This window comes from Stenotrophomonas sp. 80084_Sma (assembly GCF_056481995.1).
In genome coordinates, this window is record NZ_CM151177.1 from 2,210,948 (window position 1) to 2,233,729 (window position 22,782).

A 22,782-nucleotide genomic window follows, 5' to 3' on the forward strand; every position below is an offset into this window, starting at 1 on the left:
CGATGATGCGCAGCGAAAGTGAACGCAAGGAACTTGGCGGCTTCCTCAAGGCCTGCCGTGCCCGTGTCGACCCCGCCACGCTCGGCCTCCCGGCCGGGCGCCGGCGCACCCCGGGCCTGAAGCGGGAGGAAGTCGCACTGGCGATCGGGGTCAGCGTCAGCTGGTACACCTGGATCGAACAGGGCCGCGAAGTGCGCGCTTCGCCGGAGGTGCTTGAGCGCTTGGCGCAGGTACTGCGCATGAGTGACGACGAGCGCGCCTATGCGTTCGCGCTGTCCGGCTACGGTGTGCCACTGGAATCTCCCGACGAGACGGTGACCGACGGCCTGCGCCAGCTGGTCGAGGCCATGCAGCCGATCCCGGCCTACGTGCGCAATACCCGTTACGACATCCTGGCCTGGAACCCGGCCATCGCCGACCTGTTCGTGGACTACAGCCAGCTGGCGCCGCATGAGCGCAACACGCTGCGGCTGATGTTCCTGTATCCGCCGTACCGCACGCTGATCCTCAACTGGGAAGAAATGACCCGCGGCCTGCTGGCAGGCTTCCGCGCGGCGATGGCGCAGGCGCCGGACAAGGCCCCGTTCCTGGCGCTGGCCGAGGACATCGCCGCGCACAGCGAGGAGTTCCGCCAGTGGTGGCCGGAGCACGACGTGCGCCGGTTCGACGAAGGTGCGAAGAAGCTGAACCACCCAACGCGGGGGTTGCTGGACCTGCAGTACGTGGCGCTGGTGCCGGAGAGTCGGCACGACCTGTCACTGGTTACCTACCTGCCGCGTAGGTAGGGGGTTGTTCGGCAGGGCTTGCAGCCCTGCACCTGCTTCAAGCCGAAGCAACGGCAACAGCAACAGCAACAGCGAGCTATCCGTGGGTTGGCGGGGCGGTGTCGGAGTGCGGGGACGCCGCAAGTACGTCCGTGTAGGCTTGGCAGCCGCATCCATGCGGCTGACACCCCGCACTCCGACACCGCCCCGCCTTTGACAGTTTCTCGTGATCTGGTAGATCCACGCCATGCGTGGATGGTTTTCGATCTCAATTGGAGATATTTGATTCCGAAAGAGATTCAGCCACGAACGACGTGGATCTACTGTGGCGACCGACTCGCGTCTGGGGCAGAGCCCCCTGAGTCAGGGGGCGGCCGCGAAGCGGCGGGGGTCTGGGAGCTGGTAAGTGGGGCCCGCGGTTCGCGTAGCGAAGCGTGGGAGCGGCAGCGCGCATGCGATGGCGCGTACCCAGGGCGCAGCCCTGCCGATAACCCCATTCAGGCAGGTAAGTGCAGGTCACAGGATAAGCAGACGCCTTGTTGCCTCCGCCAATCGGGTCCACATTCCTGTGCAGGAGACGGGCCGCCGCCCGTTGTCGAGACACCAGGAGACCTGCATGTCCGCTGCCCCCAGCACCGCCATTTCCCGCGATCCGGCCACCGGCCAGCAGATCGCCAGCCATCCCTTCGCCACCGACGCCGAACTGGAAACAATCCTGGATCGCGGCCAGGTTGGCTTCGTGGCCTGGAGCGCCAAGAGCCTTGAACAGCGTGCAGACGTACTGCGTGCGATGGCGGTGGTACTGCGCCGTGACCGTGAAAAGCTGGCTGCACTGGCCACCGCCGAGATGGGCAAGGTGCAGGCCGAATCGCTGGCCGAGATCGAGAAGTGCGCCGTGCTGTGCGACTGGTACGCCGACCACGGTGCGCAGTTCCTGCGCGACGAACCGACCCAGGTGCCCGACGACAAGGCCTACGTGTCCTACCTGCCGCTGGGCGTGGTGCTGGGCATCATGCCGTGGAACTTCCCCTACTGGCAGGTGATGCGCGCGGCGGTACCGATCCTGATGGGCGGCAACGGCTTCCTGCTTAAGCCGGCCGAGAACATCGTCGGTACCGCGCAGCTGCTCGACGCCGCCTGGCGCGATGCCGGTCTGCCGGAAGGCACCTTCATCGCCGCCAACATCAGCCGCGACGGCACCAGCCGCGCGATCGCCGATGACCGCATCGCGGCGGTGACCCTGACCGGCAGCGTGGCCGCCGGCCGTAGCATCGCCGCCCAGGCCGGGCAGGCGCTGAAGAAGGTGGTGCTGGAACTGGGTGGCTCGGATCCGTTCATCGTGCTGGCCGACGCCGATCTGGACGCTGCCGTCGATGCAGCGGTGGCTTCGCGCTTCCAGAACACCGGGCAGGTCTGCATCGCCGGCAAGCGCATCATCGTTGAAGACGCGGTCTACGACCGGTTCGTGGCGCAGTTCTGCCAGAAGGTGCAGGCGCTGACCATCGGCGACGGCCGTGAAGCCGGCAACCGTATCGGCCCGATGGCACGCCAGGACCTGCTGGAGCAGCTGGACGCGCAGGTACGGGCCTCGGTGGACGCGGGCGCGAAGCTGCTGGTTGGCGGCCATCAGCTGGATCGCCCGGGTGCGTTCTACGCGCCCACCGTGCTGGCCGACGTGGAGCCGGGCATGCAGGCTTTCGATACCGAGACCTTCGGTCCGGTTGCCTCGATCAGCCGCGCCCGTGATGCCGATCATGCGGTGGAACTGGCCAACCAGAGCGAGTTCGGCCTCAGCGGCAACCTGTGGACCGGCGACCGCGCACGGGCCATGCAGTTGGCGCGCCGGCTGCAGACCGGCGGCGTGTTCGTCAACGGTTTCTCCGCCTCTGACCCGCGCGTGCCGATCGGTGGCGTGAAGAAGAGCGGCTTCGGCCGTGAGCTCTCGCACTTCGGCATCCGCGAATTCGTCAACGCGCAGACGGTGTGGTTCGACAAGCGTTGACGCGCAGCTTCCATCCTTCCTGCAACGATCCATCATCAGTCCAGCGAAAAGGACGGCATTCCAATGTCCAAGGGTTCAGATCTGCTCGTCGCCGCGCTTGAGAACGAAGGCGTCGAGCGTATTTTCGGCATCCCCGGCGAGGAGAACCTCGACGTGGTCGAATCACTCCGCCATTCCAGCATCGAGCTGGTCATCACCCGTCACGAGCAGGCAGCGGTGTTCATGGCGGCGACCTATGGCCGCCTGACCGGCAAGCCGGGCGTGTGCCTGGCCACGCTCGGCCCGGGCGCGCTCAACTTCACCACCGGTGCCGCCTACGCGCTGCTTGGCGCGTGGCCGGTGATCATGATCACCGGCCAAAAGGGCATCGTCGCCAGCAAGCAGGCGCGTTTCCAGATCGTCGACATCGTCAGCACCATGAAGCCGCTGACCAAGCAGGCGCGGCAGATCGTGTCGGCGCGCACCATTCCGACCATCGTCCGCGAGGCATTCCGTACCGCGCTGGAAGAGCGCCCGGGCCCGGTGCTGCTGGAGCTGCCCGAAGACATCGCGGCCGATGAGGTCGGGGACGTAGCGCTGATTCCGCCGCATGCGGTGGATCGTCCCATTGCCAGTCCGGAAGCACTGGACCGCGCGGCGGAGATCATCCGCAATGCCAAGCGCCCGCTGCTGATGATCGCCTCGGCGGCGTCGCGGCCGCAGTCCAGCGAAGCGTTGTCGGCATTCGTGCTGCGCGCGGGTATTCCATTCTTCACCACGCAGATGGGCAAGGGTGCGGTGGCCGGTGGTTCGGGCCTGTACATGGGCACCGCCGCGCTGACCGAGCGCGACTACGTGCACATGGCGATCGACCAGGCCGACGTGATCGTGACGATCGGCCACGAGGTCACCGAGAAGCCGCCGTTCGTGATGCGCCCGGGTGGGCCGACCGTGATCCATATCGGCTATTCGCAGGCGGCGGTGGAGCAGGTGTACTTCCCGCAGGTGGAAGTGATCGGTGACATCGGCCGTTCGCTGACCCAGCTGGCCGACCGTATCGAAGGTGCAGTGCCGAACGCCGACGCGCTGCTGCCACTGCGCGCGACCATTCTGGAACACTTGGCTGACCGTGCCGAGGAAGCTGGATTCACCCCGCAGCGGCTGGTGCACGACGTGCGCCAGGTGATGCCGCCGGACGGCATCGTGGCGCTGGACAACGGCATGTACAAGATCTGGTTTGCGCGCAATTACCGCACCCAGGTGGCCAATACGCTGCTGCTGGACAACGCGCTGGCGACGATGGGCGCGGGCCTGCCGTCGGCGATCATGGCCTCGATCCTGTACCCGCAGCGGCGGGTGTTGGCGGTGTGCGGCGATGGCGGATTCATGATGAACAGCCAGGAGCTGGAGACCGCGCGTCGGCTGGGCCTGAACCTTGTGGTGCTGATCCTCAACGACGGCGCCTACGGGATGATCCGCTGGAAGCAGGCGGTGGATGGCTTCACCGACTACGGCATGACGTTCAGTAACCCGGATTTCGTGAAGTATGCGGAAGCCTATGGCTGCAAGGGGCATGAGGTGACGGCCATCGAGCAGTTCATCCCGACGCTGGAGGCGGCGTTCAACGAGGGTGGGGTGCACCTGGTATCGGTGCCGATCGACTACTCGGAGAACCAGCGGGTGCTGGTGGACGAGCTGCGGCAGGCGTTCCCCGGGAACGGTTGACGCCTACCGGGGCATCGGTTCCCCGGAATCCGGTAGGTGTCGACCTTGGTCGACACACGGACCGCCAACCAAGGTTGGCGGCTACCAGAGCGGCGGGCAGCGGACCTGGTAGGTGTCGACCTTGGTCGACACGATGGAGCGCCAACCAAGGTTGGCGGCTACCAAGCGGCGGGCAGCGGACCTGGTAGGTGTCGACCTTGGTCGACACGCAGAGCGCCAACCAAGGTTGGCGACTACCGGGGCAGGGCGCCGGCCCAGGGCCGGGGCGGGGCGGTTTTGGTATGCTGGGCAACCGGCTGTGCCGGGCGCAACATCCCCCCTCACTACACGATTCCCGCAGATCCATGAGCGAAGCTACCGATACCCTCCCCGTTGACGAAAACAAGTTGATCGCCGAGCGCCGCGAGAAACTCAAAACGCTGCGTGGGCAGGGCATCGCGTACCCGAACGACTTCCGTCGCGAGGACTTCGCCGGCCGCCTGCAGGAAGAATTCGCCGACGCCGAACAGTGGACCGCTGAGGCGCTGGAAGGCAACGGCCGCCAGGTGAAGATGGCCGGCCGACTGATGGCCAAGCGCATCATGGGCAAGGCCAGTTTCGCGCAGATCCAGGACGAGTCAGGCCGCATCCAGCTGTTCCTGCAGGGCACGGTACTGGGCGATGCCTACACCGCCTTCAAGGGCTGGGACGTGGGCGACATCATCGCCGTCGAAGGCGGCCTGACCCGTACCAAGACCGGTGAGCTGTCGGTCAAGGCCGAATCGATCCGCCTGCTGACCAAGTCGCTGCGCCCGCTGCCGGACAAGTGGCATGGCCTGGCCGACGTCGAGCAGCGCTACCGCCAGCGCTATGTCGACCTGATCGTGACCCCGGAGTCGCGCGCGGTGTTCATCAAGCGCTCGAAGATCATCCGCGCCATGCGCGCGTGGCTGGACAACCGCGACTTCCTCGAAGTCGAAACGCCGATGATGCATTACATCCCCGGCGGCGCGGCGGCCAAGCCGTTCACCACCCACCATAATGCGCTGGACCTGGACCTGTACCTGCGCGTGGCGCCGGAGCTGTACCTCAAGCGCCTGACCGTGGGTGGCCTGGAGCGCGTGTACGAGATCAACCGCAACTTCCGCAATGAAGGCGTCAGCACCCGCCACAACCCGGAATTCACCATGATGGAGCTGTACGAGGCCTATGCCACGTACAACGAGATCATGGACCTGACCGAAGGCGTGATCCGTGACGTGGCCAGGACGGTCAATGGCGGCACCGAGGTGGAGTGGGACGGCGCGAAGATCGACCTGGGCCCGGCGTTCCGCCGCTGGCGCATGGACGAGGCTGTGCGCCACCACAACCCGGAAATCTCCGCTGCCGACTGCACCGACCGCGAGGCGCTGCTGCGCCATTGCGAGCGCTTGAAGATCCGCGTCAAGCCGTCTTACGGCTGGGGCAAGCTGCTGCTGGAGATCTTCGAAGCCACGGTCGAGCACACCCTGATCCAGCCGACCTTCATCACCGACCATCCGGTGGAGGTCTCGCCGCTGGCCCGTGCCAACGACAACGATCCGGGCTACACCGACCGCTTCGAGCTGTTCGTCAACGGCAAGGAGCTGGCCAATGGCTTCTCCGAGCTGAACGACCCGGAAGACCAGGCCCAGCGTTTCCAGGCCCAGGTAGCCGCGAAGGAAGGCGGCGATGACGAGGCCATGCACTACGACGCCGACTACATCCGTGCGCTGGAGTACGGCATGGCACCGACCGGCGGCCTCGGCATCGGCGTCGATCGCCTGGTGATGCTGCTGACTGGCAGCAGCTCGATCCGTGACGTGCTGCTGTTCCCGTACATGCGTCCGGAGCAGTAAGTCGTCTTTTTGACTCCTGTTTGTGCGCGCCGTCGCGAAATGAGACGGCGCGATTGACGCCTCCCGCACTCGGCGTATCGTTAATGCACTACCTTGACGTCTGTTATGGCTTGATCGGCGCCAAGGGGAGTGCGCATTGTGGAGAGTCCGCTTCACAATGTGATGACGATCATGAACCGGGACGCATGACACGGGAGTCAGGCCGATGCAGGGTGCGAGCGTTCGCAGCGGCAGGGTATCCTCGCCTGCTGATGATCCAGCATGGTCGAGAAACCAGGCAGAGTACGCGTTGAACATCGTCATTGTTGACGACCAGACGTCCGCCCGGACGATGCTGCGTCACGTCATCGAAGATATCGCGCCGGAACTGAGCGTGTATGACTTCGGTGATCCGCTGACCGCATTGGCCTGGTGCGAGGCGCATCCGGTCGACCTGCTGCTGCTCGATTATCGCATGCCGGAAATGGACGGGCTGGAGTTCGCCCGCCGTTTCCGTCGCCTGCCCAAGCATCGCGACATTCCGGTGATCCTGATCACCGTGGTCGGCGACGAGCCGATCCGTCAGGCGGCGCTGGAAGCGGGGGTCATCGACTTCCTGGTCAAGCCCATCCGTCCGCGCGAACTGCGCGCGCGCTGCTACAACCTGTTGCAGCTGCGCCAGCAGACCGAGAACGTGAAGCAACGCGCGTTGTCGCTGGAGCAGCGCTTGCTGGCCAGCATGCACGAGGTCGAGGAACGCGAGCGTGAGACACTGTCGCGGTTGGCGCGGGCGATCGAGTTCCGTGATGCCGGCACCAGTGCCTACCTTGAACGCATGGCGCGCGTGGCAGGGCTGATCGCCGAGCAGCTGGGCCTGCCCGAAGACGACGTGCGCCTGATCGAGATGGCCGCGCCGCTGCATGACATGGGCAAGATCGCCATTCCCGATGCAGTGCTGCTCAAGCAGGGCAAGCTCAACGACGAAGAGCTGGCGATCATGCGGCGGCACCCGCGCATCGGCCATGAGCTGCTCAGTGGCAGCCAGAACCGCTTCATCCAGGTCGGCGCATTGATCGCGCTGCGCCACCACGAACGTTACGACGGCAGCGGCTACCCGGATGGGCTGGTCGGTGAGGCGATTCCGCTGGAAGCGCGCATCGTCGCCGTGGCCGACGTCTTCGACGCACTCATCTCACCCCGTCCGTACAAGGAAGCATGGACCATGGAAGCCACACTGGCCTATCTGTATGCCCAGCGTGGCCGCCTGTTCGATCCACGCTGCGTGGATGCGCTGATGCGCGGCCACCAGCAGTTGATGGATATCTGCGCCCAGCACTCGACGGCATCGACGCGACCGGGTGGGTGACATGCAGGACCTGTTCGCACGCGTGAGGCGTCGGCTGGCGCAGCGTCCGGATTCGGAACATGGCCAGGCGATCGTGCGGGTGGTGCTGATCTCGCTGATCCTGGTCTATGTGCTGCTGTCCGGTGCGCGCCTGCACCGTCTGGAGCAGTACCAGGGCGTGCTGGCGACGGTACTGACCGGATTGGGACTTTCGCTGCTGCTGTTCGGTTGGCTGCTGTGGAAGCCGGAGCGCTCCGATCCGAGGCGGGTGGCCGGGATGCTGGCCGATTACGGCCTGATCGCGGTCGGCATGATCCAGATGGGTGAGCCGCTGGCGTGGGTGTATGCGGTGGTGATGTGGGTCACGGTGGGCAACGGCCTGCGCTTCGGGCCGCGTTACCTGGCCGCGGCCATCGTGCTGGCGATGGTCAGTTTCGGCACCACCGTGCTGTTGACCCCTTACTGGCAGGCCAACCTGGGGCTGGCCATTTCCCTGTGGTTGGGGTTGCTGGCAGTACCGTTGTGCTGCTCCTCCCTGCTGCGCCGAAGGATGCGACATCCGACCATGGATACGACTCCCGCCGCTGGTTCCGACAAGCGCTCGCTGCTGGCCCGCTTCAAGCAGCGCCTGTCCGGGCGCGAGGACAGCGAGCACGCGCAGAACCTGATCCGCATCATCATCACGGCGCTGTTCATCAGCTATCTCGGCTGGCGCTCGCTGAGCGGCGGCGGTGAGGCATTGACTGCGACGTGGCTGATCCTCGCCTTCGAGCTGACCATTTCCGCCGGCCTGCTGACCGCGATCCTGGTCAATCCGGGTGTGTCGCATGTGCGCCGGGTGATCGGCATGCTGACCGACTACACCTGCATGGCCTGGATCATGACCATCCAGGGTGAGCCGGCGGCACCGCTGTATGCGGTGATGCTGTGGGTCACGATCGGCAACGGCATGCGCTACGGCAGCACCTACCTGCGCGTGGCCACGGCCATGGGCTGCCTGGCCTTCCTGTGCACGGTGATGCTGTCGCCGTACTGGCGCGGCCACGACTATCTGGGCTGGGGCCTGCTGCTGGGCCTGGGCGCGATTCCGCTGTACTTCGATTCGCTGCTGCATGCCTTGACCCGGGCGGTGGCAGAGGCGCGCCAGGCCAACGAAGCCAAGAGCCGTTTCCTGGCCAACATGAGCCATGAGTTCCGCACGCCGTTGAACGGGCTGGCCGGCATGACCGAAGTGCTGGCCACCACCCGCCTGGACGACGAACAGCGCGAGTGCCTGAACACCATCCAGGCCTCGACCCGCAGTCTGTTGGCGCTGGTGGAAGAGGTGCTGGACATCTCCGCGATCGAAGCCGGCAAGGTGCGCGTGGAGTGGCACGAGTTCGCGCTGGCCGACGTGCTGCAGGCGATCAACCTGATCCTGACCCCGCAGACCCGCTCCAAATCGCTGGACTATCGCGTGCAGGTGGATGACAACGTGCCGCCGCGCCTGCTGGGTGATGCCGGTCATCTGCAGCAGATCCTGCTCAATCTGATGGGTAACGCGGTCAAGTTCACCGACAGCGGCTACGTGCATCTGCGCGTGTCCAGCCCCGATGTGCTGGGTAGCGAGCGGATGCGCCTGCGATTCGAGATCGTCGACAGCGGCATCGGCGTACCGGTGGCGCTGCGCGGCCGGCTGTTCAATGCCTTCGAGCAGGGCGATGTCGGCCTGGCCCGCCGCCATGAAGGCACCGGTCTGGGCACCGCCATTGCCAAGGGCCTGGTCGAGTCGATGGGCGGGCAGGTCGGTTATGCGCCGAACAGCCCGCGCGGCAGCGTGTTCTGGGTCGAGATCACGCTGGACGTCGCAGACACCTCATCAGCCCCGGCGGTTCCGTCCGAGGTGGCTGAAGCCGGCAATGTCATCGCGTTCTCCAATCCCTTCCTGCGCCATCGTGCGCGCGTGCGCAGCCTGCGGGTGCTGGTGGCCGACGACCACGAAGCCAACCGCATGGTGCTGCAGCGGTTGCTGGAGAAGGCCGGCCACAAGGTCACCTGCGTCAATGGCGGCGCCGAAGTACTCGATGCGTTGGAGCAGGCCAGTTACGACGCAGCGATCGTCGATCTGCACATGCCCGGCATGAGCGGACTGGACCTGCTCAAACAGTTGCGGGTGATGCAGGCCAGTGGCATGCCTTACGTTCCGGTCATGGTGCTGAGCGCGGACGTCACCCCCGAGTCCATCCTGCGTTGCGAGCAGGCCGGTGCGCGCGCCTTCCTTGCCAAGCCCGTGGTGGCCACCCGTCTGCTGGAAGTGCTGGCCGATGTCGCCGCCAACACCCGCGCCGAGTCCGGCATCCAGTCGGTGCCGGCATTGCCGGTTGGCGATGGCGTGCTCGATACCGCGGTGCTGGACGAGCTGGCGTCGCTGGGCATGGGCGATGGCTTCGAACGCAAGTTCATCGACCAGTGCCTGGCGGACGTCGACGCGAGCATGGGCCAGCTGCAGGGCTGCGGCGAGCGCCAGGCCTGGGAGGATTTCCGCGAGCACGCACACGCGCTGCGCGGTGTGGCGAGCAACCTGGGGCTTGTCCAGGTTGCCGCCTCCAGTGGCGAAATCATGCGCATGGCGGACTGGCAGCTGAAGGGTGAATGGAACGCCCGCCTCGGCAGCCTGGCGACTGCCCTGCGCAACGGCAGGAATGCGTTGGCTGCCCGTAGTGCGGGAGCATCGCACCGCGACGACAGCGAGCGCAGCCCGTCCTGACCCGCCAGACGGTCAGGCCGGGTCGCCATTGCGCCGGGCCTGCGCCCGTACCAGCCGATCCATGGTGCGCAGGGACTTCTCGCCGAGCTGCATGGCGGTGTCCACCCAGATCTCGGTGATCCGCATCATTTCATGCAGCGGCACCATGGTGGCGATCTCGTTGACCTCACGCATCGCCGCCCACGCGTGCGGAATGCGCCGGCTTTCCTTGATCACCTGTTCGACCGCGGCAACACCTTCGCCCACCGGCACCACGATGTCGACCAGGCCCATCTCCTTCAGCTGGCTGGCGGTGTAGAGGTTGCCTTCCAGCATGATCTTCTCGGCCAGGCGCGGGCTGATCCGCTGGCACAGGAAGGAGTAGGCGCCCATGCCCGGGAACAGGTCGAACAGCACCTCGGGCAGGCCCATCAGCACGCCTTCCTCGGCGACGATGGTGTGGCAGCTCAGTGCGGCCTCGAAGCCGCCACCCAGTGCATTGCCCTGGACCAGGGCGATGCTGTGGGCACGGGTGCCCAGGCCGGCATGGAAGGCATGCACGCCGCGCACGCAGCGTTGGGCATAGTCGAGCAGGCGGGCACGGTCGCCCTCGCGGATCAGGCGGCAGAACAGTTCGAGATCGCCACCCAGGTTGAACACGTCGCTGTCCGAGGCAAGAACGACATGGGGTGACAGAGCGTGCGAGGCGCTGAGGCGATCGCCCAGTTCGCGCTGGTAGTCGACGATGTCATCGACCAGACGCGAGGCGAAGCACGGCCGGCCCGGCTGGTTGACCAGGTTGGCGTGCATGTGGATCCAGTAGACATCCCGCTCGGGTTCTTCGGTGATACGCAGGGTAGGGTGCTGCGAGGGACGGGTGATGATGGGGCGTACTGCGGACATGGGAGTTCTCCGTGTGACCGTCCGGCCAACCGCAGAGCGGACGGAGAGGAGTGAGGGGGCGGGCTGAACGTGCGGCGGCGACTGATTCTATGCACCCGTCGTGAACCGCCCGCAAGCGCTGTACCGGCCATGTTCCGGTAATAAAAAGACCCCGCCGTCTCCGGCGGGGTCCCTGTACTCTCCCGTTGCCCGGAAACCCTTACTGGGCGGGCGTATCACGCAGCTCGCGACGGAGAATCTTGCCGACGTTGGTCTTCGGCAGCTCCTTTCGGAATTCTACGATTCTGGGGTGCTTGTAACCGGTCAGGTTTGCCCGCGCATGTTCCTTGACCATTTCCGCGGTCAGGTTCGGGTCCTTCTTCACGATCACGACCTTGACCACTTCGCCGGACTTTTCGTCCGGGACACCGACGGCGGCGACTTCCAGCACGCCCGGCATCATCGCGATGACGTCTTCGACCTCATTCGGGTACACGTTGAAGCCGGACACCAGGATCATGTCCTTCTTGCGGTCGACGATGTAGAAGAAGCCCTGTTCGTCCATCTTCGCCATGTCGCCGGTGTGCAGCCAGCCGTCCGCATCGATGGCGGTGGCGGTTTCTTCCGGACGCTGCCAGTAGCCCTTCATTACCTGCGGGCCCTTGATGCACAGCTCGCCCACTTCGCCCAGCGCCAGGATGTTGCCGTTGTCGTCCTTGATGCAGGCATCGGTGGACGGGATCGGCAGGCCGATGGCACCGTTGTACTCGGGCAGGGTGAGCGGATTGATGCAGGCCGCGGGGGAGGTCTCGGTCAGGCCATAGGCTTCGACCAGGGTCACGCCGGTGACCTTCTTCCAGCGTTCGGCCACGGCACGTTGCACCGCCATGCCGCCGCCCAGGGTGAATTTGACCGAAGAGAAGTCGATCTCGTCGAAGCCCGGGGTGTTGAGCAGGCCGTTGAACAGCGTGTTGACGCCGGTGATGGCGGTGAAGCGGGTGCCCTTGAGCTCTTTGACGAAGCCCTTCATGTCGCGTGGGTTGGTGATCAGGTGGTTGCAGCCACCGAACTTCATGAAGACCAGCCCGTTCGCGGTCAACGCGAAGATGTGGTACAGCGGCAGGGCGGTGATGATCACTTCCTTGCCCGGCTCGATGCCCGAGGTGGACAGCCACGCCGACGCCTGCTGCATGTTGGCGATCAGGTTGCGGTTGGTCAGCATCGCTCCCTTGGCCACGCCGGTGGTCCCGCCGGTGTACTGCAGGAAGGCAATGTCGTCGTGGTCGATCTCGACCGCCGGAAGCGCGTGGCGGCTGCCCAGCTTGAGCGCCTGCTTGAAGCGGACGGCGCCCTTGATGTGGTAGTTGGGCACCATCTTCTTGATGTACTTCAGCACGAAGTTGACGATCGCGCCCTTGGCGCCGAGCAGGTCGCCCAGGCCGGTGGTGACCACGTGCTTGACCGGCGTATCGGCGATGACCTGTTCGACGGTGTCGCCGAAGTTGTCGACCACCACCAGGGCGCTGACGCCGGCATCAACCAGCTGGTGCTTGAGTTCGCGCGCGGTGTACAGCGGGTTGACGTTGACCACGGTCAGGCCGGCGCGCAGCACGCCGAAGGTGGCCACCGGGTACTGCAGGCAGTTGGGCATCATCAGGGCGACGCGGTCACCCTTCTTGAGCTTGAGCTCACCCAGCAGGTAGGCGGCGAACTGGGTGACCAGCGCGTCCGTCTCACCATAGGTGAGGACCTTGCCGAAGCTGGAGTAGGCGGGACGGTCGCGGAATTTCGCGACGGAAGCGTCGAAGACCGAGGCGACCGAATGGAATTCGTTGACGTCGATTTCGGCGGGAACGCCTTTCGGATAGCTCTGCAGCCAGGGACGATCCAGACTCATATTCCCCCTCCAGGAATCGTGATGTTTTAGGTTACGGCCCTGAGCGTATCGACAATGGCCGTTCATTGCAGCATACCCCGCCGTAGGGAAAACGCGAAGAGGCCCCCGAGGGGCCTCTTTGCTTGGTAATGCCGGCCGCTGGCCGGCATCTGCGCTCGATCGGGATTCCGGTGGATGCCGGCCAGCGGCCGGCACTACCGCGGCCCCAAGCGGGGCGCTTGCGTCAGCCCTGCTTGCGTACCGGTGCGCCGTTGGCCTTGTAGTACGGCGCGGTGCTGCGGGCCAGCGGGGTGCGGCCACGGATCACGTCGGCCAGCTTCTCGGCCATCATGATGGTCGGCGCGTTGAGGTTGCCGGTCACCACCTGCGGCATGATCGAGGCATCGACGATGCGCAGGCCTTCCAGCCCGTGCACGCGGCCCTGGCCGTCGACCACCGCCATCGGGTCATCGGCATGGCCCATCTTGTTCGAGCACGACGGGTGGTAGGCGGTCTCGGCATGCTCGCGGACGAACGCATCGATCTGCGCATCGGTCTGCAGTGCGCTGCCCGGCGAGATCTCGCGGCCGCTGTACGGCGCCAGTGCCGGCTGCGCGAAGATCTCGCGGGTGATCCGGATCGCCGCGCGGAACTCGCGCCAGTCCTGGTCGTGCGACATGTAGTTGAACAGGATGCTCGGATGTTCGCGCGGATCCTTCGAACGCACGTGGATGCGGCCGCGGCTGGGCGAGCGCATCGAACCGACGTGCATCTGGAAGCTGTGCGCCTTGATCGGGTTGGAGCCGTTGTAATTGATCGCTACCGGCAGGAAGTGGTACTGCAGGTTCGGCCAGTCGAACTCGGCGTCGCTGCGGATGAAGCCGCCGGCTTCGAACTGGTTGCTGGCGCCGATGCCGGTGCCCAGGAACAGCCACTCGGCACCGATGGCCGGCTGGTTGTACAGCTTCAGAGCCGGGGCCAGCGAGACGGGCTTCTTGCACTCGTACTGCAGGTACATCTCCAGGTGATCCTGCAGGTTGGCGCCGACGCCCGGCAGGTGGTGCACCAGGTCGATGTCGAGGCTGCGCAGCAGGTCGGCCGGGCCGACGCCCGAGCGCTGCAGGATCTGCGGCGAGGCGATGGCGCCGCCACACAGCAGCACTTCGCGGCGGGCGGTGGCACGCTGCGGCTGGTCGTTGTGCAGCCACTGCACGCCCACCGCACGCTTGCCCGAGAACAGGATGTGGTCGGTCAGCGCGTGGGTGACGATGGTCAGGTTCGGGCGCGGCTTGGCCAGGTCCAGATAGCCGCGGGCGGTGCTGGAACGACGGCCCTTCGGGGTCACCGTGCGGTCCATCGGGCCGAAGCCTTCCTGCTGGTAGCCGTTGAGGTCGTCGGTGCGCGGGTAGCCGGCCTGCACGCCGGCTTCAACCATCGCGGCGAACAGTTCGTTGTTGCCGGCCTTGGGCGTGGTCACCCGCAGCGGGCCTTCGCCACCGTGGTAGTCGTTGGGGCCGATGTCACGGGTTTCGGCCTTGCGGAAGTACGGCAGGCAGTCCAGGTAGGTCCAGTCTTCCAGGCCCGGCATGCTGGCCCAGTTGTCGTAGTCCATCGCGTTGCCGCGGATGTAGCACATGCCGTTGATCAGCGACGAGCCACCCAGCCCCTTGCCACGGCCGCAGTCCATGCGGCGGTTGTTCATGAAGGGCTCGGGATCGGTCTTGTACGCCCAGTTGTAGCGCTTGCCCTGCAGCGGGAAGGCCAGTGCCGCCGGCATCTGGGTACGGAAGTCGAGCCGGTAGTCCGGGCCACCGGCTTCCAGCAGCAGCACGCTGACATCGGCATCTTCGGTGAGGCGGGTGGCCAGCACGTTGCCGGCCGAACCGGCGCCGATGATGATGTAGTCGTACTCGTTATGGGTGCTCATGGGTGTCTCCTGCAGGCCGGGGCGCGCTGCATGCAGGCGTCCCGGCGGAATGTCGGATCGGCGCGGTGGCCGGACGAAGGTGCGCGCTCAGGGCGCGCCGATCAGAACACGCTGGCGTAGTCACCCAGTTCGACCTGCACCGACTTGATGCGGGTGTAGTGGCCGAGGGTGGAGAGGCCGTTCTCACGGCCGACACCGGATTCCTTGTAACCGCCGACCGGCATTTCGGCCGGCGATTCGCCCCAGGTGTTGATCCAGCAGATGCCGGCTTCCAGGCGGTGGATGATGCGGTGGGCGCGGCTGACGTCCTTGCTGACCACGCCAGCGGCGAGGCCGAAGGTGGTGTCGTTGGCACGACGCACCACTTCGTCTTCGTCGTCGTAGGCGAGGATGCTCATCACCGGCCCGAAGATCTCTTCCTTGACGATGGTCATGTCATCGCGGCAGTCGGAGAACACGGTCGGCAGCACGTAGGCGCCATTGGCCAGCGCGCCTTCGGTGGCACGGCCGCCGCCGGTCAGCAGGCGAGCGCCTTCGGCCTTGCCGCTTTCGATGTAGCGCAGCACGTTTTCCATGTGCGGGAAGCTGGTCAGCGGGCCGAAGTTGGTCTCGGCGGCCATCGGGTCACCGATGCGGATGCGCTTGACGCGCTCGACAACGGCGGCTTCGAACGCAGCCAGCATGCTGCGTGGCACGAACACGCGGGTGCCGTTGGTGCAGACCTGGCCGGAGCTGAAGAAGTTGGCCATCACCGCGATGTCGGCGGCGCGGTCCAGATCGGCGTCATCGCAGATCACCAGCGGCGACTTGCCGCCCAGTTCCATGGTCACTTCCTTCAGCGACGAGGACGCGGCGCTGGCCATGACCTTCTTGCCGGTGGCAACGCCGCCGGTGAAGGAGATTTTCTCGATCACCGGGTGCTCGGTCAGCCACTGGCCGATCTCGCGGCCCGGGCCCTGCACGACGTTGAATACGCCAGCGGGCACGCCGGCCTCGGTGTAGATCTCGGCCAGCTTGATCGCGGTCAGCGGGGTCACTTCCGACGGCTTGAACACCATCGCGTTGCCGGCCGCCAGGGCCGGGGCCGACTTCCACATCGCAATCTGGATCGGGTAGTTCCAGGCGCCGATGCCGGCGACCACGCCCAGCGGCTCGCGACGGGTGTAGAAGAAGCTCGACTCACGCAGTGGCAGTTGGATGCCTTCGATGGCGGTGGCCAGGCCGGCGTAGTACTCGACCACATCGGCGCCGGTGACGATGTCCACGGTGGTGGTTTCAGCCAGTGCCTTGCCGGTGTCCAGGGTTTCCAGATGGGCCAGTTCGTCGTTGCGCTCGCGCAGGATCTCGACGGCGCGGCGCAGGATGCGCGAGCGCTCCATGGCGGTCATCGCCGCCCACACCTTCTGGCCTTCGGCCGCGCTCTGCACGGCGCGTTCGACGTCGGCCTGGCTGGCGACCTGCACTTCAGCGATCACGTCACCGGTGGCCGGGTTCACGGTCTTGAAGGTCTTGCCGCTGCTGGCATCGACGCGCTGGCCGTGAATGTAGAGCTGTTGGACGGGCAGGGTGGTCATGGGGCGTACTCCTTGGAAGGGGGCGGATGCTGCAACGCTTATAGCGCGGCAGCCTGCAACTGGAAGTCGATGTAGCCGTAAGCGATGCGCCGGGACTTCTCGGCGTTGAACTGGCCGCCGACCAGGCTGCCGCGCAGCCACAGGCCGTCGATCATCGCGGCCAGGCCACGGGCGGCCAGGCGGGCCTGCGGGTGGGGCAGCAGGCGGTTGAACTGGTGGCACAGGTTGGAGAACAGGCGCTGGTCGTTGGCGCGCTGCAGCCGGGCCAGTTCCGGCTGGTGCATGCTGGCGGCCCAGAAGGTCAGCCAGACGCGCATCGCGGTGCCGTTGATCTGGCTGTCGTCGAAGTTGCCATCGACGATGGCGCGCAGCTGCTCGCGCGGGTCGTCACCAGCGTCGGCACGGTAGCGGGCGACCGCGTCCTTAAGTTCACGCAGGATCTGCCGCATTGCAGCATTGAGCAGGCCGTCCTTGTCGCCGAAGTAGTGGGCGACGATGCCGCTGGACAGCCCTGCTTTCTTCGCGATGGTGGCGACGGTCGCATCGGCCATGCCGATCTCGTCGATGGTCTGGAAAGTGGCCCGGATCAGCTGTTCGCGCCGTACCGGTTCCACGCCTTTCTTCGGCATTGTCTCTCCACGGATTGCGACCCGAAGGATCGGGCTGCCCGCCATTATGCTTTTTATTGATTGAACGTTCAATCAATAAACCCTAGGATGCGCTCGCGCCCCACGCCATGGGCCCGGTTTACCGGTCCGGCCCCGCCCATGTGCCCCCTCGGACTTGATGAGACGACCCCATGTCTTCCCTGGCTCATCCCAAGCGTTCGCCCCTGCGCTTGAACCGTTTTGTCTTCTTCAGCTCCTCGGTGTCGATCGGCATCCTCGGGCTGCTTACCGTTCTTTATCCCGAAAGCAGCGAGCACTGGCTGCAGTGGGCGCAGGCCGAAGTCTCGGCGGCGTTCGGCTGGTGGTACATGCTGCTGATCGTGCTGTGCCTGGGCTTCGTGCTGTGGCTGGCGTTCTCACCGTATGGCCGCATCCGCCTGGGCCACAACGAGGAATCACCGGCGTTCGGCTACGTGGCCTGGGTGTCGATGCTGTTCTCGGCCGGCATCGGCATCGCGCTGCTGTACTACGGCGCCTACGAGCCGCTGGACCACTTCCTCAATCCGCCCGGGCAGCCCGGCGGGACCGTGGCCGCCGGCCGCGAGGCGATGGTGCTGACCTTCCTGCACTGGGGCCTGCACGGCTGGGCGCTGTATGCGCTGGTCGGCGTGGCCCTGGGCTATTTCGCCTACCGCCGCGACCTGCCGCTGGCGCTGCGCTCGGCGCTGTACCCGATCTTCGGTGAGCGCATCCATGGCCGCATCGGCGACATGGTCGATGGCTTCGGCATCCTCGCCACGCTGATCTCGATGGTGACCAACCTCGGCATCGGCGCGCTGGTGGTGCAGTCCGGCCTGGTCTACCTGTTCCACATCCCGGATACGCCGCAGGTGCTGGTGGCGATCGTGCTGGTGATGATGGTGGTGGCCACCATCGGCGTGGTGGCCGGTGTGGAGAAGGGCATTGCCTGGCTCTCCAACCTCAACGTGCGCCTGCTGTGCGGCCTGCTGCTGTTCGTGCTGGTCACCGGCCCGACCCTGCACCTGTTCGATGGTCTGATCCAGAACACCGGCGATTATCTCGGCGCATTCGTGCGCAAGAGCTTCGACATGTACCTCAACGACCCGAAGGGCCGTGAGTGGATGGGCTCGTGGACGCTGTTCTACTGGGCGTGGTGGATCGCCTGGGCGCCGTTCGTCGGTCTTTTCGTGGCGCGCATCTCGCGTGGCCGCACCATCCGCGAAGTGATCATGGGCGTGCTGCTGATCCCGCTCGGCTTCACCCTGGCGTGGCTGTCGATCTTCGGCAACACGGCTATCGATCTGGTGCTCAACCACGGCCAGGCGATCCTGGGTGACGTGGCCAAGCATGATGCGGCGATGACGCTGTTCAAGCTGCTGGAGTACCTGCCCGCCGCGCCGTACGTGGCCGGTGCCGCGGTGGTGATCGGCTTCGTGCTGTTCCTGACCCCGGTCGATTCGGGCACGCTGATGATCGCCAACCTGTGCACCCGTCGCGTTGACGACGGCGTGGAGGATGGCCACGACGCGCCGATCTGGCTGCGCGTGTTCTGGGCGGCCGGCATCACCGTGGCCAGCGTCGGCCTGCTGCTGGCCGGCAACTTCAGCGCGATGCAGACGGCAGTGGTGCTGTGCGGCCTGCCGTTCTCCTTCACCCTGGCGTTCTACATGTGGGGCCTGCTGAAGGCCCTGCGCACCGACCCGGACGCACCGCGGCGGTAGATAGCGCCGGGCCCTGCCCGGCAAACGCGAAAGCAAAGGGCCGGATCTGTGAGGATCCGGCCCTTTGCGTTTGCTTCCGGGATCCGCCGGGCATGGCCCGGCGCTACCAGTTACTTGGCTGCCAGCTGGCGCAGCACGTACTGCAGCAGGCCGCCATGGCGGAAGTACTCGACTTCCTTCGGGGTCAGCAGCATCACCGAGACTTCGAAGGTCTTCTTGGTGCCGTCGGCCTTGGTCGCGGTGACGGTGGCACGCTTGCTGGCACCGTCCTGCAGGCCGGTGATGTCGATCACTTCCGAACCGTCCAGGCCCAGGCTCTGTGCGTTTTCACCGTTGCGGAACTGCAGCGGCAGCACGCCCATGCCGACCAGGTTGGAGCGGTGGATGCGCTCGAAGCTCTCGGCCACGACCGCCTTCACCCCCAGCAGCAGGGTGCCCTTGGCCGCCCAGTCACGCGACGAGCCGGTGCCGTATTCCTTGCCGGCCAACACCACCAGCGGCACCTTGTCAGCCTTGTACTTCATGGCTGCATCGTAGATCGCCAGCTTCTCCGGCTGGCCGCCGCCGGCCGGGTAGTACAGGGTGTTGCCGCCTTCCTCGCCACCGAACATCAGGTTCTTGATGCGGATGTTGGCGAAGGTGCCGCGGACCATCACGTCATCGTTGCCGCGGCGGCTGCCGTAGCTGTTGAAGTCGGCCGGCTGCACGCCGCGCTCCTGCAGGAAGCGGCCTGCCGGCGAGTCCTTCTTGATGTTGCCGGCGGGCGAGATGTGGTCGGTGGTGATCGAGTCGCCGAACAGGCCCATCACGCGAGCACCGTGCACGTCGTCGATGCTGCCGGTCTGCATGGTCATGCCATCGAAGTACGGCGGGTTCTTGATGTAGGTGGAGGCATCGCTCCACTCGTACAGGTTGCCGTCCGGCGAAGCGATGGTGTTCCAGCGGGTATCACCCTTGAACACATCGGCGTAGTTCTGCTTGAACATCTCCGGGCCGATGGTGGCAGCGATGACGTCGCCGATTTCCTTGTTGCTCGGCCAGATGTCGCGCAGGAACACCGGCTGGCCATCGCTGCCGGTACCCAGCGGTTGGGTGGTCAGGTCGATGTCGGTGGTGCCGGCGATGGCGTAGGCCACCACCAGTGGCGGGCTGGCCAGGTAGTTCATCTTCACTTCGGGGTGCACGCGGCCCTCGAAGTTGCGGTTGCCGGACAGCACCGAGGTGACCACCAGATCGCCGGTGGCGATGCCGGCGCTGACTTCGGTCGGCAGCGGGCCGGAGTTTCCGATGCAGGTGGTGCAACCGTAGCCGACCACGTAGAAGCCGATCTTCTCCAGCTCCTTCAGTACGCCGGCCTTTTCCAGGTAATCGGTGACCACGCGCGAACCTGGGCCGAGCGAGGTCTTCACCCACGGCTGGCGGTTCAGGCCCTTGGCGGCCGCGTTGCGGGCCAGCAGGCCAGCACCGATCATCACCGCCGGGTTGGAGGTGTTGGTGCACGAGGTGATGGCAGCGATGACCACCGCACCATCCTTCAGGCGGACCTTGCGGCCTTCGGTTTCGATGTCCGCGTAGCCCTTGGCCAGCTGCTCGTTGCCGACCGCCGCACCGCCGCCTTCGTTGACGAACGAGGAGACATCGTCGCTGCGCTTGTCACGGTTGGTGGTCAGGCCAACCAGGGCTTCGCGGTAGTTCTTCTGCACGTCTTCCAGCAGCACGCGGTCCTGCGGACGCTTCGGGCCGGCCAGCGACGGCTTCACCGTGCCCATGTCCAGTTCCAGCGTGGTGCTGTACTGCGCGTGCGGGCTGCCCGGTTCGTGCCACAGGCCCTGCGCCTTGGCATAGGCTTCAACCAGATCGATCTGCTCTTCGCTGCGGCCGGACAGGCGCAGGTAGTTCAGCGACTCGGCGTCGATCGGGAAGATGCCGCAGGTGGCGCCGTATTCCGGGGCCATGTTGCCAATGGTGGCGCGGTCGGCCAGCGGCAGGTGCTGCAGGCCGTCACCGTAGAACTCGACGAACTTGCCGACGACGCCCAGTTTGCGCAGCATCTGGGTGACGGTCAGCACCAGGTCGGTGGCGGTGGCGCCCTCGGGCAGCTTGCCGGTCAGCTTGAAGCCGACCACCTGCGGGATCAGCATCGACGACGGCTGGCCGAGCATGGCCGCCTCCGCTTCGATGCCGCCCACGCCCCAGCCCAGCACGCCGATGCCGTTGATCATGGTGGTGTGGCTGTCGGTACCGAACACGGTATCGGGGTAGGCAATCGCCTTGCCGTCCTTGTCCGCCGTCATCACCACGCGGGCCAGGTTCTCCAGGTTCACCTGGTGGACGATGCCGGTGTTCGGCGGCACTACCTTGAAGTTGTCGAAGGCCTTCTGGCCCCAGCGCAGGAAGCCGTAGCGTTCCTGATTGCGCTGGAATTCGATCTTGCCGTTGAGGTCCAGCGCGTCCGGTTTGCCGAACACGTCGACCTGCACCGAGTGGTCGATGACCAGTTCGGAGGGAATCTGCGGGTTGATCTGCTCAGGCGAGCCGCCGAGCTTGACCACCGCGTCGCGCATCGCGGCGAGGTCGACCACGCAGGGCACGCCGGTGAAGTCCTGCAGGACCACGCGCGCCGGCATGAAGGCGATTTCGGTGTCCGGCTCGGCCGCCGGGTTCCAGCGGGCCACGGCTTCGATGTGGTCCTTGCCGACGGTGATGCCGCCGTCCTCGTGCCGGAGCAGGTTCTCCAGCAGGATCTTCATCGAGTAGGGCAGGTGGGAGATATCGAAGCGCTGGCCCAGCGTGGGCAGGCTGAAGTAGTCGTAGGTCTTGCCGCCGACGTTCAGCTGGCTGCGGGTGGAGAACGAATCGCTCATGCGGGGTAACTCCTTCTTGCGGATGGCTTGCAGTGGCCCGCGCATGGGCGGACCTGCTTGCGGTCGCCGCGGGCCTGACGGCCCCGGTGGTCCCAGTATGAACCCCAGACTGAATGGATTCATCCGGGCCGGGTTCCGGCCTGCGGCATCGGTTCCAGACTACAGGGGAAGGTGTATGGCGTATGTCACGTTTGTGGCCGATCCTTTGCGAGGCAAGGGCTGGCGGGTTGCCGGTCCTGTTCAGGGTGGAAGTATGCCCGGGGAAGTATGTATAATTTGTGCATACTCTGGAGGGCCTACCGATGGAAGCCACTGTTGCAGAACGCGGACAGATCACCCTGCCCAAGGCGGTGCGTGATGCCCTCGGCCTGACCAAGGGCACGCTGCTGAAGGTCGAGCTGGACGGCAGCCGCATCATCCTGCGCAAGAGTGTTGACGATGCCATTTCACGGGCGCGCGGCAAGTTCGCGCTGGACGGTTTCGAATCGTCCGACGCAGCGGTACGTGCGGTGCGTGACGAGGAATAAGCCGTGATGATCGCCGTCGACTCTCCGGTGCTGGTCGAGCTGCTCAGCAATGGCCCGCAGGCCGATGCCGTGGAAGCCATCCTCAGGCAGAGCCTGGTCGGTGGCCGCGTGGTGGTCTGCGGCGCGACCCTGGCCGAGGTCTGCGCATCGCTGCGTGGCGGTGCCGAGGTGCTCGAAGCGCTGGAAGAAATGGGCGTGCACTTCAACCCGATGGAAGCCAAGTCGGCGCTGCGCGCCGGCGAGATGCACCGCCGCCACCGCCAGCGCAGCGGCAGCCGCCGCAGCCTGGACGAATTCATGGTCGGCGCCCACGCACTGCTGCAGTGCGATGGCCTGATCACCTGGAACGACACGTTTTACCGCGACTACTTCAAGGGCCTGAAGCTGATCGTGCCGCAAGCCTGAGC

The 22,782-nt window shown here is 65.7% G+C and carries 15 protein-coding genes; 9 read left to right on the forward strand and 6 right to left on the reverse strand.

The features are described 5' to 3' along the window. The first annotated feature begins 2 nt into the window (after positions 1-2). From ACZK3W_RS10355 to ACZK3W_RS10380, 6 genes are all read left to right on the forward strand, one after another. Positions 3-785 carry a helix-turn-helix transcriptional regulator gene (locus ACZK3W_RS10355; RefSeq protein ID WP_046985666.1) on the forward strand — a complete coding sequence of 261 codons (783 nt, stop codon included), beginning with the start codon at positions 3-5 and terminating at the stop codon, positions 783-785. Positions 786-1,380: 595 nt separating this feature from the next. Further along, positions 1,381-2,766, forward strand: coding sequence for an NAD-dependent succinate-semialdehyde dehydrogenase (locus ACZK3W_RS10360; RefSeq protein WP_478450780.1), 1,386 nt, complete (start codon positions 1,381-1,383; stop codon positions 2,764-2,766). 63 nt (positions 2,767-2,829) lie between these two features. Continuing rightward, a complete protein-coding gene (locus ACZK3W_RS10365; protein WP_012510938.1) occupies positions 2,830-4,470 on the forward strand; it encodes an acetolactate synthase large subunit in 1,641 nt (546 codons plus the stop codon). A 344-nt stretch (positions 4,471-4,814) separates the two neighbouring features. Continuing rightward, positions 4,815-6,326, forward strand: a complete 1,512-nt coding sequence (lysS, locus tag ACZK3W_RS10370) for a lysine--tRNA ligase (RefSeq protein ID WP_478450781.1) — start codon at positions 4,815-4,817, stop codon at positions 6,324-6,326. A 205-nt stretch (positions 6,327-6,531) separates the two neighbouring features. Next, positions 6,532-7,671 carry a cyclic di-GMP phosphodiesterase response regulator RpfG gene (gene rpfG, locus ACZK3W_RS10375; protein WP_006364528.1) on the forward strand — a complete coding sequence of 380 codons (1,140 nt, stop codon included), beginning with the start codon at positions 6,532-6,534 and terminating at the stop codon, positions 7,669-7,671. A 1-nt stretch (position 7,672) separates the two neighbouring features. Beyond that, complete coding sequence (locus ACZK3W_RS10380; protein WP_285303176.1) at positions 7,673-10,396, forward strand: response regulator; 2,724 nt, start codon at positions 7,673-7,675, stop codon at positions 10,394-10,396. Between the two features lie 12 nt (positions 10,397-10,408). Here ACZK3W_RS10380 and rpfF read toward each other — a convergent pair whose 3' ends face one another. The 5 genes from rpfF to betI form a co-directional block, all read right to left on the reverse strand. Next, positions 10,409-11,278, reverse strand: coding sequence for a diffusible signal factor synthase RpfF (gene rpfF, locus ACZK3W_RS10385; RefSeq protein ID WP_012480080.1), 870 nt, complete (start codon positions 11,276-11,278; stop codon positions 10,409-10,411). A 199-nt stretch (positions 11,279-11,477) separates the two neighbouring features. Continuing rightward, positions 11,478-13,154, reverse strand: a complete 1,677-nt coding sequence (locus ACZK3W_RS10390; protein WP_049399434.1) for a long-chain fatty acid--CoA ligase — start codon at positions 13,152-13,154, stop codon at positions 11,478-11,480. Between the two features lie 223 nt (positions 13,155-13,377). Continuing rightward, positions 13,378-15,060, reverse strand: coding sequence for a choline dehydrogenase (gene betA, locus ACZK3W_RS10395; protein ID WP_478450782.1), 1,683 nt, complete (start codon positions 15,058-15,060; stop codon positions 13,378-13,380). A gap of 101 nt (positions 15,061-15,161) precedes the next feature. Further along, positions 15,162-16,634 carry a betaine-aldehyde dehydrogenase gene (betB, locus tag ACZK3W_RS10400; RefSeq protein ID WP_478450783.1) on the reverse strand — a complete coding sequence of 491 codons (1,473 nt, stop codon included), beginning with the start codon at positions 16,632-16,634 and terminating at the stop codon, positions 15,162-15,164. A 38-nt stretch (positions 16,635-16,672) separates the two neighbouring features. Next, positions 16,673-17,263, reverse strand: coding sequence for a transcriptional regulator BetI (gene betI / locus ACZK3W_RS10405; protein ID WP_069138626.1), 591 nt, complete (start codon positions 17,261-17,263; stop codon positions 16,673-16,675). A 170-nt stretch (positions 17,264-17,433) separates the two neighbouring features. Here betI and ACZK3W_RS10410 point away from each other — a divergent pair, with 170 nt between their 5' ends. Next, the gene (locus ACZK3W_RS10410; protein WP_423175008.1) at positions 17,434-18,984 is read left to right on the forward strand and encodes a BCCT family transporter; all 1,551 of its coding nucleotides are present in this window, start codon (positions 17,434-17,436) and stop codon (positions 18,982-18,984) included. Positions 18,985-19,094: 110 nt separating this feature from the next. On the opposite strand, the gene acnA is transcribed toward ACZK3W_RS10410, so the two are convergent. Then, the gene (gene acnA, locus ACZK3W_RS10415) at positions 19,095-21,848 is read right to left on the reverse strand and encodes an aconitate hydratase AcnA (RefSeq protein ID WP_478450784.1); all 2,754 of its coding nucleotides are present in this window, start codon (positions 21,846-21,848) and stop codon (positions 19,095-19,097) included. A 302-nt stretch (positions 21,849-22,150) separates the two neighbouring features. On the opposite strand from acnA, the gene ACZK3W_RS10420 reads away from it, so the two are divergent. Next, positions 22,151-22,375, forward strand: coding sequence for an AbrB/MazE/SpoVT family DNA-binding domain-containing protein (locus ACZK3W_RS10420; protein ID WP_005409505.1), 225 nt, complete (start codon positions 22,151-22,153; stop codon positions 22,373-22,375). Positions 22,376-22,381: 6 nt separating this feature from the next. Then, the gene (locus ACZK3W_RS10425; RefSeq protein WP_008267153.1) at positions 22,382-22,780 is read left to right on the forward strand and encodes a type II toxin-antitoxin system VapC family toxin; all 399 of its coding nucleotides are present in this window, start codon (positions 22,382-22,384) and stop codon (positions 22,778-22,780) included. Positions 22,781-22,782 lie beyond the last annotated feature (2 nt).

Excerpts from the sequence above, each read along its gene's own strand:
- ACZK3W_RS10390 (WP_049399434.1), bottom strand. The coding sequence starts at position 13,154 with ATGAGTCTGGATCGTCCCTGGCTGCAGAGCTATCCGAAAGGCGTTCCC.
- betB (WP_478450783.1), bottom strand. The coding sequence starts at position 16,634 with ATGACCACCCTGCCCGTCCAACAGCTCTACATTCACGGCCAGCGCGTC.
- ACZK3W_RS10365 (WP_012510938.1), top strand. The coding sequence starts at position 2,830 with ATGTCCAAGGGTTCAGATCTGCTCGTCGCCGCGCTTGAGAACGAAGGC.
- ACZK3W_RS10410 (WP_423175008.1), top strand. The coding sequence starts at position 17,434 with ATGTCTTCCCTGGCTCATCCCAAGCGTTCGCCCCTGCGCTTGAACCGT.
- ACZK3W_RS10360 (WP_478450780.1), top strand. The coding sequence starts at position 1,381 with ATGTCCGCTGCCCCCAGCACCGCCATTTCCCGCGATCCGGCCACCGGC.
- rpfF (WP_012480080.1), bottom strand. The coding sequence starts at position 11,278 with ATGTCCGCAGTACGCCCCATCATCACCCGTCCCTCGCAGCACCCTACC.
- betA (WP_478450782.1), bottom strand. The coding sequence starts at position 15,060 with ATGAGCACCCATAACGAGTACGACTACATCATCATCGGCGCCGGTTCG.
- acnA (WP_478450784.1), bottom strand. The coding sequence starts at position 21,848 with ATGAGCGATTCGTTCTCCACCCGCAGCCAGCTGAACGTCGGCGGCAAG.
- ACZK3W_RS10425 (WP_008267153.1), top strand. The coding sequence starts at position 22,382 with ATGATCGCCGTCGACTCTCCGGTGCTGGTCGAGCTGCTCAGCAATGGC.
- ACZK3W_RS10420 (WP_005409505.1), top strand. The coding sequence starts at position 22,151 with ATGGAAGCCACTGTTGCAGAACGCGGACAGATCACCCTGCCCAAGGCG.
- lysS (WP_478450781.1), top strand. The coding sequence starts at position 4,815 with ATGAGCGAAGCTACCGATACCCTCCCCGTTGACGAAAACAAGTTGATC.
- ACZK3W_RS10355 (WP_046985666.1), top strand. The coding sequence starts at position 3 with ATGATGCGCAGCGAAAGTGAACGCAAGGAACTTGGCGGCTTCCTCAAG.
- betI (WP_069138626.1), bottom strand. The coding sequence starts at position 17,263 with ATGCCGAAGAAAGGCGTGGAACCGGTACGGCGCGAACAGCTGATCCGG.
- ACZK3W_RS10380 (WP_285303176.1), top strand. The coding sequence starts at position 7,673 with ATGCAGGACCTGTTCGCACGCGTGAGGCGTCGGCTGGCGCAGCGTCCG.
- rpfG (WP_006364528.1), top strand. The coding sequence starts at position 6,532 with ATGCAGGGTGCGAGCGTTCGCAGCGGCAGGGTATCCTCGCCTGCTGAT.